Source organism: Stenotrophomonas sp. GW821-FHT02D01 (assembly GCF_059421765.1).
The window spans coordinates 473,756-488,790 of sequence record NZ_JBWKVP010000002.1; the positions used below are offsets into that span (position 1 = coordinate 473,756).

Annotated in this window: 13 protein-coding genes; 11 read left to right on the forward strand and 2 right to left on the reverse strand. The window is 66.7% G+C overall.

Translation table 11 applies throughout. From position 1 onward, the window contains the following. Window positions 1–67 precede the first annotated feature (67 nt). Window positions 68–805: a hypothetical protein gene (locus AC07UW_RS06995; RefSeq protein ID WP_223496384.1), complete on the forward strand. Its 738-nt coding sequence runs from the start codon at window positions 68–70 to the stop codon at window positions 803–805. Window positions 806–866: 61 nt separating this feature from the next. Here AC07UW_RS06995 and AC07UW_RS07000 read toward each other — a convergent pair whose 3' ends face one another. Continuing rightward, on the reverse strand, window positions 867–1,511 hold the full coding sequence (locus AC07UW_RS07000; protein ID WP_033831892.1) for a hypothetical protein: 645 nt from the start codon (window positions 1,509–1,511) through the stop codon (window positions 867–869). A 251-nt stretch (window positions 1,512–1,762) separates the two neighbouring features. Beyond that, complete coding sequence (locus AC07UW_RS07005) at window positions 1,763–4,189, reverse strand: penicillin-binding protein 1A (RefSeq protein WP_263291957.1); 2,427 nt, start codon at window positions 4,187–4,189, stop codon at window positions 1,763–1,765. Window positions 4,190–4,406: 217 nt separating this feature from the next. Between AC07UW_RS07005 and AC07UW_RS07010 the strand changes: the two genes are divergently transcribed. The 10 genes from AC07UW_RS07010 (at window position 4,407) to AC07UW_RS07055 (ending at window position 15,032) form a co-directional block, all read left to right on the forward strand. Then, window positions 4,407–5,465 (forward strand): pilus assembly protein PilM, encoded by a 1,059-nt coding sequence (locus AC07UW_RS07010; RefSeq protein ID WP_032951624.1) that lies wholly within the window; start codon window positions 4,407–4,409, stop codon window positions 5,463–5,465. Then, window positions 5,465–6,319, forward strand: coding sequence for a PilN domain-containing protein (locus AC07UW_RS07015; RefSeq protein WP_495211710.1), 855 nt, complete (start codon window positions 5,465–5,467; stop codon window positions 6,317–6,319). The genes AC07UW_RS07010 and AC07UW_RS07015 overlap by 1 nt, the downstream gene beginning before the upstream one ends. After that, complete coding sequence (locus AC07UW_RS07020) at window positions 6,316–6,972, forward strand: type IV pilus inner membrane component PilO (RefSeq protein ID WP_223496380.1); 657 nt, start codon at window positions 6,316–6,318, stop codon at window positions 6,970–6,972. The genes AC07UW_RS07015 and AC07UW_RS07020 overlap by 4 nt, the downstream gene beginning before the upstream one ends. Window positions 6,973–6,998: 26 nt before the next feature. Then, on the forward strand, window positions 6,999–7,505 hold the full coding sequence (locus AC07UW_RS07025) for a pilus assembly protein PilP (protein ID WP_223497293.1): 507 nt from the start codon (window positions 6,999–7,001) through the stop codon (window positions 7,503–7,505). A 21-nt stretch (window positions 7,506–7,526) separates the two neighbouring features. Then, window positions 7,527–9,500 carry a type IV pilus secretin PilQ gene (locus tag AC07UW_RS07030; RefSeq protein ID WP_394197471.1) on the forward strand — a complete coding sequence of 658 codons (1,974 nt, stop codon included), beginning with the start codon at window positions 7,527–7,529 and terminating at the stop codon, window positions 9,498–9,500. A 202-nt stretch (window positions 9,501–9,702) separates the two neighbouring features. After that, complete coding sequence (locus AC07UW_RS07035) at window positions 9,703–10,728, forward strand: AAA family ATPase (protein ID WP_132824317.1); 1,026 nt, start codon at window positions 9,703–9,705, stop codon at window positions 10,726–10,728. Between the two features lie 8 nt (window positions 10,729–10,736). Continuing rightward, the gene (locus AC07UW_RS07040; protein WP_223496376.1) at window positions 10,737–11,666 is read left to right on the forward strand and encodes a DUF58 domain-containing protein; all 930 of its coding nucleotides are present in this window, start codon (window positions 10,737–10,739) and stop codon (window positions 11,664–11,666) included. After that, window positions 11,663–12,112, forward strand: a complete 450-nt coding sequence (locus tag AC07UW_RS07045; RefSeq protein ID WP_312787753.1) for a DUF4381 domain-containing protein — start codon at window positions 11,663–11,665, stop codon at window positions 12,110–12,112. Before AC07UW_RS07040 ends, AC07UW_RS07045 begins: the two co-directional genes overlap by 4 nt. Continuing rightward, a complete protein-coding gene (locus tag AC07UW_RS07050; protein WP_312113001.1) occupies window positions 12,109–13,113 on the forward strand; it encodes a vWA domain-containing protein in 1,005 nt (334 codons plus the stop codon). The genes AC07UW_RS07045 and AC07UW_RS07050 overlap by 4 nt, the downstream gene beginning before the upstream one ends. A gap of 17 nt (window positions 13,114–13,130) precedes the next feature. Next, a complete protein-coding gene (locus tag AC07UW_RS07055; RefSeq protein WP_495211750.1) occupies window positions 13,131–15,032 on the forward strand; it encodes a tetratricopeptide repeat protein in 1,902 nt (633 codons plus the stop codon). Window positions 15,033–15,035 lie beyond the last annotated feature (3 nt).

Sequence of the window (15,035 nt, forward strand, 5' to 3'; positions counted from 1 at the left end):
CATGGCGCCCCGGTGTGGTGCGCGTAACGAGCCCCGCCGCGCCGGGGCCATTGCACAGGAGGTTGCAATGTACCGCTTCATGAGCCGCTTCATGACCTATCGGCGCTACTACCTGTGGCGCGCCCGCATCCGCTATTTCACCCACGACATGGATACGTGGACGCTGGCCTGCCTGGTGCTGATGCTCTGCATGGGGTTGATGGTGTGGGGGTTCTGGCGCGTGGTGAACGTGCCGCAGCCCCGAATCCATCCGGAGGCCGCTGCCGTGCGGGTGGAAGTGCTGACCGACGAAGCGATCCACCGCATCGTGCTGGTGCGTCACGGCGGTACGACGCCGGGTGATCCCTTCTACAGTGCTGCGGAGATCCGCGGCAGCACCCAGCGCACGCTTCGGGTCCGGCAGACCCTGCAGGACCCGGTGGCGATGAAGCTGCAGGCGGACATGTACGCCGACATCGCTGACTACATCAACGCTACCGGTGCCTGCATGCCCTTTCCTTGCCGCCGCGTGAGTTTCCGCATCGAACAGCTGCAGCGGTCGGGGCACGAGAGTGCGGTACGCAACAAGGCACTGGCCGAGATCCTGCAGGTGCCGTGGTACCTGGTGCCGAACCTTGATGGCGAACGCACGCGCGTGCGCAGTGGCTGGGCGGATGACTTCCAGGATGTGTATTCGCATGCCTGGAACCTGCATGACCTGCAGAAGATGCATGCGCGCATGATGGCCGAGTACCCGTACCGTGCGGCGGTGCCGTGGCTGGCACGATTGGCAACCCCTGCCCAGGAACAGCTGATCTTCCCGTAGCGCCGGGCCATGCTCGACTGCTCTTGGCGCAGAGCCGGGCGTGGGCCCGGCTCTGCCATGATCAACCGCCGATGTAGGCGGTGATCTCCATCTCGGCCAGCAGCTGCCGCAACTGCGTGGCCGACGCCCGCCGCATGGGTTTCTCATCCACCGGCGACAGCGGGGCCTGGCGCAACGCATCGTAGGGCAGGACGGCCAGGTCGAAGGTCAGGTCTTCGGCACTGAACACCCACACCGGTACATCCAGATTGCGCTCACGGTCCATCCGCAGGCGCCGCGTACGCGATTCGGCGGGGATGCGATGTTCGTCCAGGAAGCGATGCACGGCCTCCGGGTCGTCACTGTGCAGGTGCAATTGCACGGGGCTGTTGGCATCGGCGGTGCCGTCCAGCACCGGTCCGGCCAGGCGCGGCGAAAACCCGTGCAGGAACTCCAGCGCCCGCAACGCGGACTCGCGCCGCCGCTGCAGCTCGCTGCCGTGCTGTGGGCCGGAGAACAGCCGCTGGTACTCGCGCAGGGCCTGTTCGATCTCGACGTTGCGGGGCAGGGAAGCATCGTCGTGGATGCCAAGGCGGCTGGCAGCCTTGAGTTTGGCCTGGTGGAAGTCGCGGATTCCACCTTCGGCCATCAGCCGGGCGGCTTCGTGGGCGAGGCGATGACGCCGTTCGCGGGTCTGGCTGGCAGCATGCTGGTGAGCGCGGTGCATGCGATGACTCCCTGTTGCGACCTGGCCACAGACTAGCGCAGGCGTGTGACATCTGCGTGGGTATTTCGCAGAGGTGCCGCTGCGCTCGCCGGGCATGGCCCGGCGCTACCGGGAGAGGGCGCCCGACGGGTGCGGCATGGTAGCGCCGGGCCATGCCCGGCGGATGCATCGGCGCCAACCAAGGTTGGCGACTCCCAGGGCAACGTCGGGCCATGGTGCCAACCAGCGGTTGGCACCCACCCAGCCTGGCTTCAGAAGATATCGAACGCGGCCGCGTCAGCCTGCGGGGTGCTCTGCAGGTTGAGGTCGTAGTCGGTCAGGCGGTCCATGTCTTCCACCTTCACCCACTCCACCGCACCGTTGAGAGTGGCCTGGACCATCCCGCTCGGCGGTTCGTTCTGTGCGATCGGGGTGTCCTTCAGCGCAGTGCGCATGTAGTCGATCCAGATCGGCAGGGCGGCCTTGCCACCGTATTCGCGGTAGCCGAGCGAGCGGAAGTCGTCGCGGCCCACCCACACGGTGGTCACGTACGGGCCGCCGAAGCCGGAGAACCAGGCGTCACGGTGGTCGTTGGTGGAGCCGGTCTTGCCGCCCACGTCTTCGCGGCCGAGTACCTTGGCCTGCGCGCCGGTGCCGCGCTGGACCACGTCGCGCATCATCGACACCAGCTGGTAGGCGGTACGGGCGTCGATCGCACGCGGTGCGGTACGCGCATCCGGGTTGACCGGTGCGGCCGGCGTTTCGGTCTTGGCTTCCGGCTTGGCAGCGGCGGTGGCATCGACCTTGGGTGCCGGGGCGCCGAAGTTGAAGCCGTCCACGACCTGGTTCACCGGCTGGTCGCTGCTGCCGGCGCAGTCGCGGCAGGCCATCGCCGGGTTTTCCTTGAACACCAGGTTGCCATCGCGGTCGTTGACCTGGTCGATCAGCCAGGTGTCCACGCGCGAGCCGCCGTTGGCGAACACGGCATAGCCGCGGGCCACCGACAGCGGGGTCAGCGAGGCGGTACCCAGCGACATCGACAGGTTCGGCGGCAGCTCGGATTCGGCAAAGCCGAACTGGCTGATGTACTTGCGCGCGTAGTCCACGCCCATGCCATCAAGCAGGCGCACCGAGACCAGGTTGCGTGACTGCACCAGCGCTTCACGCAGGCGCATCGGGCCGCGGAAGCCGCCGCCGTCGTTCTGCGGTGCCCAGGTCTTGCCGCGGCGGTCGCGGAACACGACCGGGGCGTCGAGCACGATCGAGGCCGGGTTGTAACCCTTGTCGAAGGCGGCCGCATAGACGAACGGCTTGAAGCTCGAACCGGGCTGGCGACGGGCCTGGGTGGCACGGTTGAACTTGTTGCCGGAGAAGCTGAAGCCGCCGACCAGCGCCTTCAGGGCGCCGCTGTGGGCGTCCAGTGAGACCAGCGCGGACTGGCCGCGCGGGAGCTGGTCGAGCAGCCACTCGCCCTCCTTGGCGCCGGCGCGCACGCGCACGATGTCGCCACGCTGTACCAGCTTGGCCGGGCTCTTGTTGGCCCACTTGGCGGCGCCGGCCGGCAGCACGATCTCGCTGCGATTGGCCAGCACCACGGTGGCGCTGCCGTCGGCGCCGGTGCTGGCGACGATCGCCGGCAGCAGGCCGGCCTGGCCGAACATGCCGCGCAGGTGCTCGGCCAGGGCCGCGGCATCATCGCCGGCGCCCAACTGCACCTGCTTCTCCACGCCGTGCCAGCCGTGGCGATGGTCGTACAGCAGCAGGCCGTCGCGCACCGACAGGTTGGCGGCGGTCTGCAGGGTCGAATCGATGGTGGTGGTCACGTGGTAGCCCTTGTTGACCACGTCACCACCAAAGCGGGCGATCATTTCCTGGCGCACCAGCTCGGCCACGTAGGGCGCATCGACCTGCACCGGTGGCTCATGCGCAGTGGCATGCATCGGCACGGCCTTGGCCGCGTCGGCCTCGGCCTGGCTGACGAACTTCAGGTCGGCCATGCGCTGCAGCACATAGTTGTCACGACGCTGGCGGGCGCGCTCCGGGTTGGAGATCGGGTTGCCCGAGGACGGGAACTTGGGGATGCCGGCCAGCGAGGCCATCTCGTCCAGGTCCAGCTCGCCCAGCTTCTTGCCGTAGTAGAACTCGGCGGCGGCGGCCACGCCGTAGGCGCGGTTGCCGAAGAAACTCTTGTTCAGGTACAGCTCGAAGATCTCGTCCTTGCTCAGCTCGGACTCGATCTTGCGCGCCAGCAGGATCTCGGCCAGCTTGCGGGTATAGCTGTACTCGGAGCTGAGGAAGAACTGGCGGGCCACCTGCTGGGTGATGGTGGAGCCGCCGGGCACGCGCTTGTCGTTGGTGGTGGCCAGCAGCCACACCGCGCGACCGATGCCCTTGTAGTCCACGCCGCCGTGCTCGTAGAAGCGGGCATCCTCGGTGGCCAGGAACGCCTGCTTCAGCTTCTCCGGGACGTCCTTCATGGTGATGGGGGTACGCCGGGTCTCACCGAATACCGCCATCAGCTTGCCGTCGGCAGCGTAGACGTACATCGGCTCCTGCATTTCCACGTCGCGCAGGGTCTGCACGTCGGGAAGCTTGGAAGAAACGGCGTAGTACAGGCCGCCAACGGCGGCCGCTCCGACCAGCGCCAGGACCAGGACAACAAGAAAGATCCAGCGCAGCCAGCGGCGGAGACGGGTCATCTGTGTCAGATTCCGATTGCGAATTTCGTGGTCGCAGAGTATAGATTACGCAAGGTGGCGGCTGGGGCCGGCACTGGGGAGTGCAAGGGGACGCCAGGGGCTGCGTGTTCATCCTGTGAGGGATGTCACAGCAGGGCGGTTGCCATTTGCTAAGAATACGTTATTAATGCGCGGACGCAGCTCTTGCGTCCAAGTGCCCGTCGGCAGGGGAGAAACCGTGGGGCTCATCCCAAAAAGTCAGTCGCCGCTCATTGGCGTCGACATCAGTTCGACTGCGGTAAAGCTGTTGCAGCTTTCCCGCAGCGGCAACCGTTTCCGTGTGGAACATTATGCCGTGGAACCGCTGCCGCCGAATGCGGTGGTGGAGAAGAACATCGTCGAAGTGGAGGCCGTGGGAGAGGCCATCCGCCGGGCGATGAACCGTTCCGGCAGCAAGGCCAAGCTGGCTGCTGCGGCGGTGGCTGGTTCGGCGGTGATCACCAAGGTGATCCCGATGCCGGCCGACCTGGACGAGAACGACATGGAAGCCCAGATCGAGCTGGAAGCGGTCAACTACATTCCGTATCCGATCGAGGAAGTGAACCTGGACTTCGAGGTGATCGGGGCGATCCCGAACAACCCGGAAATGGTCCAGGTGCTGCTGGCTGCCTCGCGTTCGGAAAATGTGGAACTGCGCCAGTCCGCACTGGAACTGGGTGGCCTGCAGGCCAAGGTGATGGACGTGGAGGCCTTCGCGGTCGAGAACGCCTTCGCCCTGGTGGCAAGCGAGCTGCCGGTTTCGGCCGAGGGCGTGGTTGCGCTGGTCGATATCGGCGCCACCATGACCACCCTCAACGTACTGCGCGGTGGCCGTAGCCTGTACAGCCGCGAACAGGTGTTCGGTGGCAAGCAGCTGACCGACGAGATCATGCGCCGTTATGGCCTGAGCTACGAGGAAGCCGGTCTGGCCAAGCGCCAGGGCGGGTTGCCGGAGAGCTACGAGATGGAAGTGCTGGAGCCGTTCAAGGAAGCCACGGTCCAGCAGATCAGCCGCCTGCTGCAGTTCTTCTACGCCGGCAGCGAATTCAACCGGGTCGATCACATCGTGCTGGCCGGCGGCTGTGCCGCCCTTGCAGGCCTGCCGGAGATGGTCGAGGAACAGCTGGGCGTGCCGACCGTGGTCGCCAACCCGCTGGCACAGATGACCCTGGGGCCGAAGGTACAGGCGCACGCGCTGGCCCAGGATGCCCCCGCGCTGATGATCGCGACCGGTCTGGCGCTGAGGAGCTTTGACTGATGGCACGCATCAATCTATTGCCCTGGCGCGCCGAACGGCGCAAGCAACGCCAGCGCGAGTTCGGCATCATGCTGGGCATGGCCGCCCTGGGTGGCCTGCTTCTGTCGCTGTTGATCTGGTTCTACTACGACATGCAGGTCAGCGGGCAGAGCGATCGCAACGCCTACCTGCAGACCGAGATCGACAAGGTCAAGGAGCAGAACAAGGAAATCGACCGCCTCGACGAGCAGAAGAATCGATTGCTGGCCCGCAAGGCCGTGATCGAACAGCTGCAGGCCAAGCGTTCGCAGATGGTGCACCTGTTCGATGCGTTGGTCCGCACCATCCCCGATGGCGTGGTGCTGACCGCCCTGCAGCAGGAAGGCGACGTGCTGACTCTGGAGGGCCGCACCCAGTCCAATGCGCGTGTCTCGGCCTACATGCGCAACCTTGAGGTCTCTGGCTGGATGACCAATCCGGAGCTGGCGATCATCGAGGCGCGTGAGCCGGAAAAGGACAAGGAAGGGCGCGCGACCGGTCCTGTGGCGGACATCAAGGCATTGCCGTATGTGTTCAAGGTCAAGGTCAAGCTGCCCGCGCAGAGCGAGGAAGCGGCAACTACGCCGGGCCTGAACCCTGATGGCAGTGTGGCGGGCACGGCGCCGATGGCACCGACGGTCGCACCGCTCAGTGCCGGGCCCGATGCCGCAGCGCCTGCCGCTGCCGTACCGCAGTCGGGGACGGCACCGGCACCGGCGGCAACGCCTGCGCCGGCCAAGCCCGCGCAGGCCGCACCGGCAACCAAGCCTGAGGGCAGCCGCCTGGCGCAGCCGCCGCAGGCCTTCCACGCCCCGCTGCAGGGGGATCGCGCATGAGCAAGAAAGTCGACATCAAGAACCTCGATTTCAACGACATCGGCAACTGGCCACAGAAGGCCAAGATCGTTTTCTGCGCATTGCTGGCGGTGGTGATCATGTTCGTGGCGTGGATGCTGCTGATCAGTGGCAAGCGCGATGAACTGGCCAGTCTGGAGTCGCAGGAAACCGCGCTGCGCGAGGAGTTCACCAAGGAACAGAAGCGCGCGGTCAACCTGGAGCCGCTGAAACAGCAGCTGGCACAGATGGAGCAGGTACTGCAGCAGATGCTGCGGCAGCTGCCCAGCAAGACCGAAATGCCCGACCTGATCATCGACATCTCGCAGACCGCGTTGTCCAGCGGCCTGTCCAACGAGTTGTTCGAGCCGGAGCAGGAGCAGATCAAGGAGTTCTACGCCGAGAAGCCGATCAAGCTGCGGATGGTGGGCAGTTACCACCAGTTCGGCGCCTTCGTCAGTGGCGTGGCCTCGTTGCCGCGGGTGGTGATCCTGACCATGCACGACATCAACCTCAAGCCGAAGGACAAGACCAGTGGCAATGTCCGCGCCGGTGCGCTGGAGTTGTCCGGTACGGTCAAGACCTACCGTTACCTGGATGAGGCCGAGGTCGAGGAACAGCAGAAGGCTGAAGCGGGCAAGGAGGAGAAGAAGTGACCGGTTCCTTCATTGCACGCGGTGGGATGGTATTGACGGTGTTGCTGCTGGCCGCCTGCGGTCGCGGCGTGACCAGCACGCCGGGTGATGCACCCAACCTGGAAAAATGGGTCGAGAGCGAGCGCGCACGACCGGCGGAGTCGATTGAGGCCCTGCCGGTGATGCAGCAGTTCGAGACCTTCGAATACTCCGCGCAGGGCATGCGCGATCCGTTCACCGATGCCTGGACCAACCCGCAGCAGGGGAATGGGGGACTGCGGCCAGATCCAAACCGGCGCAAGGAGCCGATGGAAGGCTTCCCGCTGGACGCGCTGGACATGGTCGGCACCATCGGAACAGGCGCCGGCACCGTGGCGCTGGTGATGGGGCCGGACAAGGTGACCTATCGGGTGCGTCCCGGCGGGTACCTGGGGCAGAGCGACGGGCGGGTCACCGCGGTCTTCGAAGACCGCGTGGAGCTGATCGAACTGGTGCCGGATGGCGCGGGTGGCTGGCTGGAACGTCCAGCAACGCTCGCGCTTGAAGATCAATGATCGTTTACTGGGGATAGCACGATGACCTTTCACCAAGCCAAGGGGCTGCGTCCCATCCGGCGCTCTACCTTGAACCGCATCAGCGCGCTGGGAGTCGCGTTGATGTTGGCCTGCGCTCCGGCGCTGGCTGCCGCACCGTCGGAAAAACCGGCCGGCACGGCGCTGGCTGCGACGTCGGCCACTGCACCGGCAGGCCTGTCGGTGCAGCGTATCGACTTCAAGCGTGGCGATGACGGCGCGGGCCGCCTGATCCTGCAGTTCGACGGCCAGGGCGCCATGCCCGACCTGCGTAGCCAGGGCAACAGCGTGGTGGTCGATGTCGGCAACGCGCGCCTGCCGGCCAACCTGCAGAAGCCGATGAACGTCACCGACTTCGCCACCCCGGTGCAGCGCATCGACGCCAAGCCGTCCGGGGCCGGCACCCAGCTGGTGCTGAGCACGGGCGGTCCGGTCGAGTCGCTGGCCTACCAGAGTGGCAACGAGTATGTGGTGGAGATCAGCCCGCGGCAGGCGCAGGCCGCCGTTGGCGCAGTCACTGCCGGCAGCGTGACCCAGGCTGCCAAGGGCGTCCCGCAGCGCGGCTTCACCGGCAAACCGGTGACTTTCAACTTCCAGGACGTGCCCGTGCGCACCGTGCTGCAGCTGATCGCCGAAGAGTCGAATCTGAACGTGGTGGCCTCTGATTCGGTGCAGGGCAATGTGACCCTGCGTCTGGTCAACGTGCCGTGGGACCAGGCGCTGGATATCGTGCTGCGTGCCAAGGGTCTGGACAAGCGTCGTGACGGCAGCGTCGTGTGGGTTGCGCCGCAGTCCGAGCTGGCCAAGTTCGAACAGGAGAAGGAAGACGCGCGCATCGCGATCGAGAACCGCGAAGACCTGATGACCGACTATGTCCAGATCAACTACCACAGCGCCACGCAGATCTTCAAAGCGCTGACCGAGGCCAAGGGCATCGGCGGTGGTGGCGGCGGTGGCGGTGGCGGTGGTGGTGGCAGTTCGCAGGAAGAAAGTGGTTTCCTGTCGGCACGCGGCCGCATTGTCGCCGACGAGCGCACCAACACGCTGATGATCAGCGACATTCCGAAGAAGATCGCGCGCATGCGCGAGTTGATCAGTGTCATCGACCGCCCGGTCGACCAGGTACTGATCGAAGCACGCATCGTCATCGCTACCGACACGTTCGCGCGCGAACTGGGCGCCAAGTTCGGCATCAGCGGCAGCCGTGACAACGTCTACTTCAGCGGTGACCTCGCATCCAATGCGAAGAACCGCGAGTCGGAAGTGGCTACGTCCATTGCCAACCAGACCGCGTTCAATCAATGGGTGGCCGGTGGCAGGACCGGGCCGGCACCGGTGCCGGTGGGTCCTACGATCACCCGTGGCCTGAACTGGAACCTGCCGGTGGCAGCGGCCAGCAACCCGGGTTCGCTGGCACTGTCGATCCTCAACGCGGGCTATCTGCTTGATGTGGAATTGTCGGCCATGCAGGAAGAGTCGCGTGGTGAAGTGATTTCCAATCCGCGCGTGGTGACCACCAACCAGCGCGAGGCGCTGATCAAGCAGGGCAAGGAAATCGGCTATGTGACCATCAGTGGCGGCGGTACTGGCGGCGCACAGACCCCGAACGTGCAGTTCAAGGAAGTAGTGCTGGAGCTGAAGGTCACGCCGACGATCACCAACGACAACCGCGTGTTCCTCAACATGGCGGTGAAGAAGGACGAGGTTGATCAGCTGATCCAGTTGCAGGGCTACGGCACTGTGCCGTCCATCAACCGCCGCGAGGTCAACACCGCCGTGCTGGTGGAAGATGGCCAGACCGTGGTGATCGGTGGCGTGTATGAGTTCACCGACCGCAACAGTGTCAGCAAGGTGCCGTTCCTGGGCGATGTGCCGTTCCTCGGCAACCTGTTCAAGAAGCGTGGCCGCAACAAGGACAAGGCTGAACTGCTGGTGTTCGTGACCCCGAAGGTCCTGCGCGTGGCTCGCCAGAACTGAGGCGCCGCAGCCGCTGTATCCGACCGGGGCCGCCACGTGCGGCCCCGCGTCGTTTGCGCCATCGCAGCTAGATCCACGACATGCCTCTCCGAGTAGATCCACGCCATGCGTGGAGGCTGTTCAGCCGTTCTTGATGCCAGCAGCCGGGCGGCCTGCGATGATGTGGGGAACCCGAGCCATCCCGCGCCGGTCAAAGGCCCCCATGAACCTGCCTCCGCCGATGCCCGAATCCATTTCTCCACCGCCTGCCCCCGTCACTTCGCGCCTGCATGCGGCCTTCAGCGACCTGCGCGATGCACTGTCGGCTGAGATCGTCGGCCAGGCGGCGCTGGTCGAACGCCTGCTGATCGCCTTGCTGGCCGATGGCCACCTGCTGGTGGAAGGTGCGCCGGGCCTGGCCAAGACCACGGCCATCCGGGCCTTGGCGGCACGGCTGGAAGCAGACTTCGCACGTGTGCAGTTCACTCCGGATCTGCTGCCTTCGGACCTGACCGGCACCGAGATCTGGCGCCCTCAGGAAGGTCGTTTCGAGTTCGTACCGGGGCCGATCTTCCACCCGATCCTGCTGGCTGACGAGATCAACCGTGCGCCGGCCAAAGTGCAGTCCGCGCTGCTGGAAGCGATGGGCGAACGCCAAGTGACCGTTGGCCGCCACACCTACGCACTGCCGTCGCTGTTCCTGGTGATGGCCACGCAGAACCCGATCGAGCAGGAAGGCACCTTCCCGCTGCCGGAAGCGCAGCTGGATCGTTTCCTGATGCATGTACGCATTGGCTATCCAGACCAGACGGCCGAGTCGGAGATCCTGCGGCTGGCCCGCGAGCGTGCCCGCGGCGCGCTTGGCGAGGCCGCAGCGGCGCCGGAAAAGCTGCCGATGCAGGATGTCTTCGATGCGCGCCGCGAGGTGCTGGAGCTGCACATGGCCCCCGCGCTGGAGCGCTATCTGATCGAGCTGGTACTGGCCTCACGCGACCCTTCGCGCTATGACACCTCGCTGGCGCGCCGCATCGCGTGGGGCGCCAGCCCGCGTGGCTCCATCGCACTGGAGCGGTGCGCACGGGCGCGGGCGTGGTTGGCAGGACGTGATTTCGTCACCCCCGATGACGTGCGTGCCGTGGCTGCCGATGTGCTGCGCCACCGGGTTCTGCCCAGCTATGAAGCCACCGCCGAAGGCTGGGATGGCGAACGTCTGGTGCAGGAACTGCTGGCCCGGGTACCGGCACCCTGAGTGCGCGCATGACCGGCACGACCAAGGAACCTGCTCCGAGCACCAGTGATGGCGATGGTCTGCGACCGCAGCTTGCCGAGCTGGTGGCATTGCGCCGCCTGGCGCAGCGCCCGCCGCCGCCTCGTCGTGGGCGGGCGGGCAGCGCCGGGCAAGCACCTTCACCACTGCGCGGGCGCGGCATGGAATATGCCGAATCACGCGAGTACGTGGCGGGCGACGACGCGCGTCACATCGACTGGCGCGTCACCGCGCGCACCGGCCGCACGCACACCAAGCTGTTCCAGGCAGAACGCGAGCGGGTCACCCTGATCGTTGCCGATACTTCGCCTGCGCTGTACTTCGGTACCCGCGTGCGCTTCAAGTCCGTGCAGGCGGCGCGCGCGGGTGCCGTCGCGGCATGGTCTGCACAGCGTCGCGGCGACCGCATCGGTGCATTGCGCGGCAGTGAGCGCGAGGCGCCGATCGCGCCGGCCGGCGGTGCCCGAGGTGTATTGCGCGTACTCGACGCCCTTACGCGCTGGTACGCGCAGCCACCCGCCGATGATCTCGGCCTGGAGCGCGCGCTGGACCATGCCGGGCGGGTGCTGCGCCCCGGCGCGCGGATGCTGGTGCTGGCCGATCCGCAGCAGGCGATCCGCATTCCGCCGGCGCGCTGGAGCGCACTGGCCCAACACCATGACCTGAGTCTGCTGCTGCTGGTTGATCCGCTGGAGCTGCAACCGCCAGCGGCTCCCTTGCAGTTTCTCGCCGCACAGCAACGCATCGGTTTGGACCTGCGCCGCCACGATGTGCAGGCGCACTGGCAGGCGCATTTTGTCGAACCCCTGCAGCAGCTGCGCACGCAGCTTGCTGCGCGTCGCGTCGATGTGCAGGTGCTTTCCACCGATGCGGCCAGCGACGCCTGGCTGGCACCGGCACCGACGGAGGTGCCGGCATGAGTCCCTCCCTGCCGCTGCGTGATGTGCAGTTGCCGGCCTCGCCAACGTGGTGGCCGCCGGCACCTGGCTGGCTGATGCTGATCGCACTGGTTCTGTTGTTGCTGGCAATCGTTGCTGCGGTGGCATGGCGTCGGCGTCGACGCCGACGACAGTGGTTGCATGTGTTCGACCAGGAGATTGCAGCAGTGACCGGCGCGCCGTCGGAACTGGCGGTCATCGCCAGCCTGCTGCGGCGTGCCGCGCGTCAGGCACGCCCCGGTAGCGAAGCCCTGCGCGATGACGCGTGGTGGCAGTACGTCGATCCCAAGGACACCCTGTCGCTCGCGCAGCGCAACCTGCTGGCCGAGGGGGCGTATCGTCCAAGCGTGGATGCCGCTGCCGTGGCCGACGTGCGCGCGTGGGCGCGGGCACGCTACCTGGCGTTGCTGCAGGAGCGCCGCCGATGAGCGCGCTGGCAGCTTACTGGCCCTGGCCGGATCTGCAGCTGGCGTGGCCGCTGGCACTGCTGGCTCTGCCGTTGCCGATCCTGATGTTTGCGTGGAAACGGCGCGCCGACCCGGGCGCCGCGCTGCGTGTGCCCTACGCCGCTGCCGAACTGGAAGCACTGGCCGGTGGCGGTCGTGTCGGCGTTTCCTGGCTGCGCAGTGGACTGCTTTGGCTGGGCTGGCTGGCGCTGTGCCTGGCGATGGCGCGACCACAGCAACTGGGTGAGGCGATCACTCCGCCACAGGAAGGCCGGCAGATGATGCTGGCGATGGACGTGTCCGGCAGCATGAGCGAGCCGGACATGGTGCTCGGCGCACAGGCGGTGGAGCGACTGACCGCTGCCAAGGCGGTATTGGCCGATTTCCTGGACCGTCGTGCCGGCGATCGCGTCGGCCTGCTGGTGTTCGGTGACCGTGCCTACACTCTCACACCGTTGACCGCCGATCTGTCCAGCGTGCGCGATCAACTGCGCGACAGCGTGGTTGGCCTGGCCGGGCGCGAGACGGCCATTGGTGACGCCATCGCGCTGGCGGTCAAACGTCTGCGCAGCCAGCCCGAAGGGCAGCGTGTACTGATCCTGTTGACCGACGGTGTCAGCAACGCCGGCGTGCTGGAACCCCTGCGCGCGGCCGAGCTGGCACGTGCCGAAGGCGTGCGCGTGCACACCGTGGCCTTTGGCAGCGACGGTAGTGCGCGGTTCTTCGGCATTCCCGTAGCCGCTGATCGCGACCCGGTGGATGAGGCAACGCTGCGCAGGATCGCCGAGATGACCGGCGGCCGATTCTTCCGTGCGCGTGATACCGACCAGTTGGTTGGCATCTATGCCGAACTGGACAGGCTGGAGCCGATCGCCGAGAAGGGACCGACACTGCGTCCGCGCAACGAGCGCTATGCGTGGCCGCTGGCTGTCGCGTTGCTGCTGGGTGCGTTGGCGTGGGTATGGCCGGAGCGTCGCCGATGAGCGCCACTTTTCTGAAGATGCCCGACTGGAGCGCGTTCGAGTGGAGCACGTTCGATTGGAGCGCGCTGCATTTCCTGCGCCCGGATTGGTTGTGGATGCTGGCGACACTGCCGCTGATCGTGGCGGTGGCCGTATACCGGCAACGGCGCAGCGATGCGTGGCGGCAGGCGGTCGATGCCCACCTGTTGTCGCACTTGCTGGCTGGCGAGGGAAAGCGGCGCGTGCGCCTGCCATGGGCGTTGCTGCTGGGCTGGGCCCTGGCCGCACTGGCGATGGCTGGCCCCAGCTGGCGCCAGCAGGCGCAGCCGGTCTATCAGGCCAGTGCGCCGTTGGTGGTCGTGATGGATCTCTCCAGCCGCATCACCGCGACCGACCTGCCACCCTCGCGCCTGCTGCAGGCGCGGGCAAAGATCGGCGCTCTGCTGCGCGCCCGTCAAGGCGGGCAGGTGGGTTTGGTGGTGTATGCCGAAGACGCGTATACCGTGGCGCCGTTGACTGACGACGCTGCCAACGTAGCGCTGTACCTGGACGCGCTGTCGCCGGAGGTGATGCCACGTGATGGCCAGCGCGCTGACCGTGGCATCGACTGGGCGGTGCGGTTGCTGCGGCAGACCGGTGCCCTGCGCGGCCGGATTCTCCTGATCAGCGACCAAGCCGACAGCGAAGCGGTGCTTGCGGCGACGCAGGCGCGCGGCCTCGGCCTGCAGGTGTCGGTGCTGGGCCTGGGCACGCCGTCCGGCGCCGCTTATCGCGATGGTCAAGGCCAGATCGCACAGGCCGCGCTGGATGAAACCAGCCTGCGTGCCGTCGCCACCGCAGGCGGCGGGCGTTACCAGCGCATCGCCAGCGATGATCGCGATCTGGAGGCACTGGACGTGCAGGATGCCAGCGAAGGTGGCGCACTGGAGCGGCCCGGGCAGGCCCGGCAATGGCAGGACGAAGGCTATTGGTTGTTGCCGCCGGTGATGCTGCTGGCACTGCTGGCGTTCCGCCGTCGCGCGGTGCTTGCGGCGGTGCTGGCCGTGGGTCTGCTGCCCTTGAGCGGGCAGTTGCAGGCGCAGCCGCGCGCGCCCACAGCTGCGCCGGCCGCGGGCACGTTGTGGGAACGAGCCGACCAGCGTGAGCATGCACGCCTGGCTGAGGGCGTGCAGGCGTACCGTCAAGGTGATTTCGCCACGGCCCGCAAGCAGTTCGAAGGCATCGACAGCGATGCGGGCTGGTACAACCTCGGCAATGTGCTTGCCCGCCAGGGCGACTACGACGGTGCCATCGCCGCCTACGACAAGGCATTGGCGCGCCACCCGCAGATGGCCGACGCCGTCGCCAACCGTGCGGTGGTCGACGCCGCGCGCAAGCGCAAGTCGTCGTCGAACAACAGCCAGGGGCAGGGCAAGGGGCAGCAGAAGCCGCAGCAGGGACAGCAGCAGAACCAGCAGGGCCAACGAGGCCAGCAAGGTCAGCAGAATCAGCAGCAGGGCCAGCAAGGTCAGCAGAATCAGCCGCAGCAGGGCCAGCAAAGCCAGCAAGGCCAGCAGGGCCAACAAGGCCAACAAGGCCAACAAGGCCAACAAGGCCAACAAGGCCAGCAGGAACCGCAGAGCCAGAAGGGCCAGCAGAACCCGGCGTCTGCAGGTTCCGGCCAGCAGGGGGCGAAGCAGGAGCCACCGCAGGCAGCCGACGCGCAGGCCCAGGCGCAGGCCGATGCCCAGCAGCGTCAGCGCATGCAGCAGGCCCTGCAGCAGGCGCGTGCCGGCGAAGCCGGCAAGGCAGCAGTGCGCGGCGATGGCGGCACACCGCAACAGCGTGAGGAACAGCAGGCCGTAGAGGCGTGGATGCGACGCGTGCCGGACGACCCGGGGGCACTGCTGCGGGCCAAGTTCCAGTTGGAAAACGAACGTAGAAAGAGGGAAGGGCGATGACAG

Coding starts and splice junctions, on each gene's coding strand:
- AC07UW_RS06995 (WP_223496384.1), top strand. CDS start 68: ATGTACCGCTTCATGAGCCGCTTCATGACCTATCGGCGCTACTACCTG.
- AC07UW_RS07000 (WP_033831892.1), bottom strand. CDS start 1,511: ATGCACCGCGCTCACCAGCATGCTGCCAGCCAGACCCGCGAACGGCGT.
- AC07UW_RS07005 (WP_263291957.1), bottom strand. CDS start 4,189: ATGACCCGTCTCCGCCGCTGGCTGCGCTGGATCTTTCTTGTTGTCCTG.
- AC07UW_RS07015 (WP_495211710.1), top strand. CDS start 5,465: ATGGCACGCATCAATCTATTGCCCTGGCGCGCCGAACGGCGCAAGCAA.
- AC07UW_RS07020 (WP_223496380.1), top strand. CDS start 6,316: ATGAGCAAGAAAGTCGACATCAAGAACCTCGATTTCAACGACATCGGC.
- AC07UW_RS07025 (WP_223497293.1), top strand. CDS start 6,999: ATGGTATTGACGGTGTTGCTGCTGGCCGCCTGCGGTCGCGGCGTGACC.
- AC07UW_RS07030 (WP_394197471.1), top strand. CDS start 7,527: ATGACCTTTCACCAAGCCAAGGGGCTGCGTCCCATCCGGCGCTCTACC.
- AC07UW_RS07035 (WP_132824317.1), top strand. CDS start 9,703: ATGAACCTGCCTCCGCCGATGCCCGAATCCATTTCTCCACCGCCTGCC.
- AC07UW_RS07040 (WP_223496376.1), top strand. CDS start 10,737: ATGACCGGCACGACCAAGGAACCTGCTCCGAGCACCAGTGATGGCGAT.
- AC07UW_RS07045 (WP_312787753.1), top strand. CDS start 11,663: ATGAGTCCCTCCCTGCCGCTGCGTGATGTGCAGTTGCCGGCCTCGCCA.
- AC07UW_RS07050 (WP_312113001.1), top strand. CDS start 12,109: ATGAGCGCGCTGGCAGCTTACTGGCCCTGGCCGGATCTGCAGCTGGCG.
- AC07UW_RS07055 (WP_495211750.1), top strand. CDS start 13,131: ATGCCCGACTGGAGCGCGTTCGAGTGGAGCACGTTCGATTGGAGCGCG.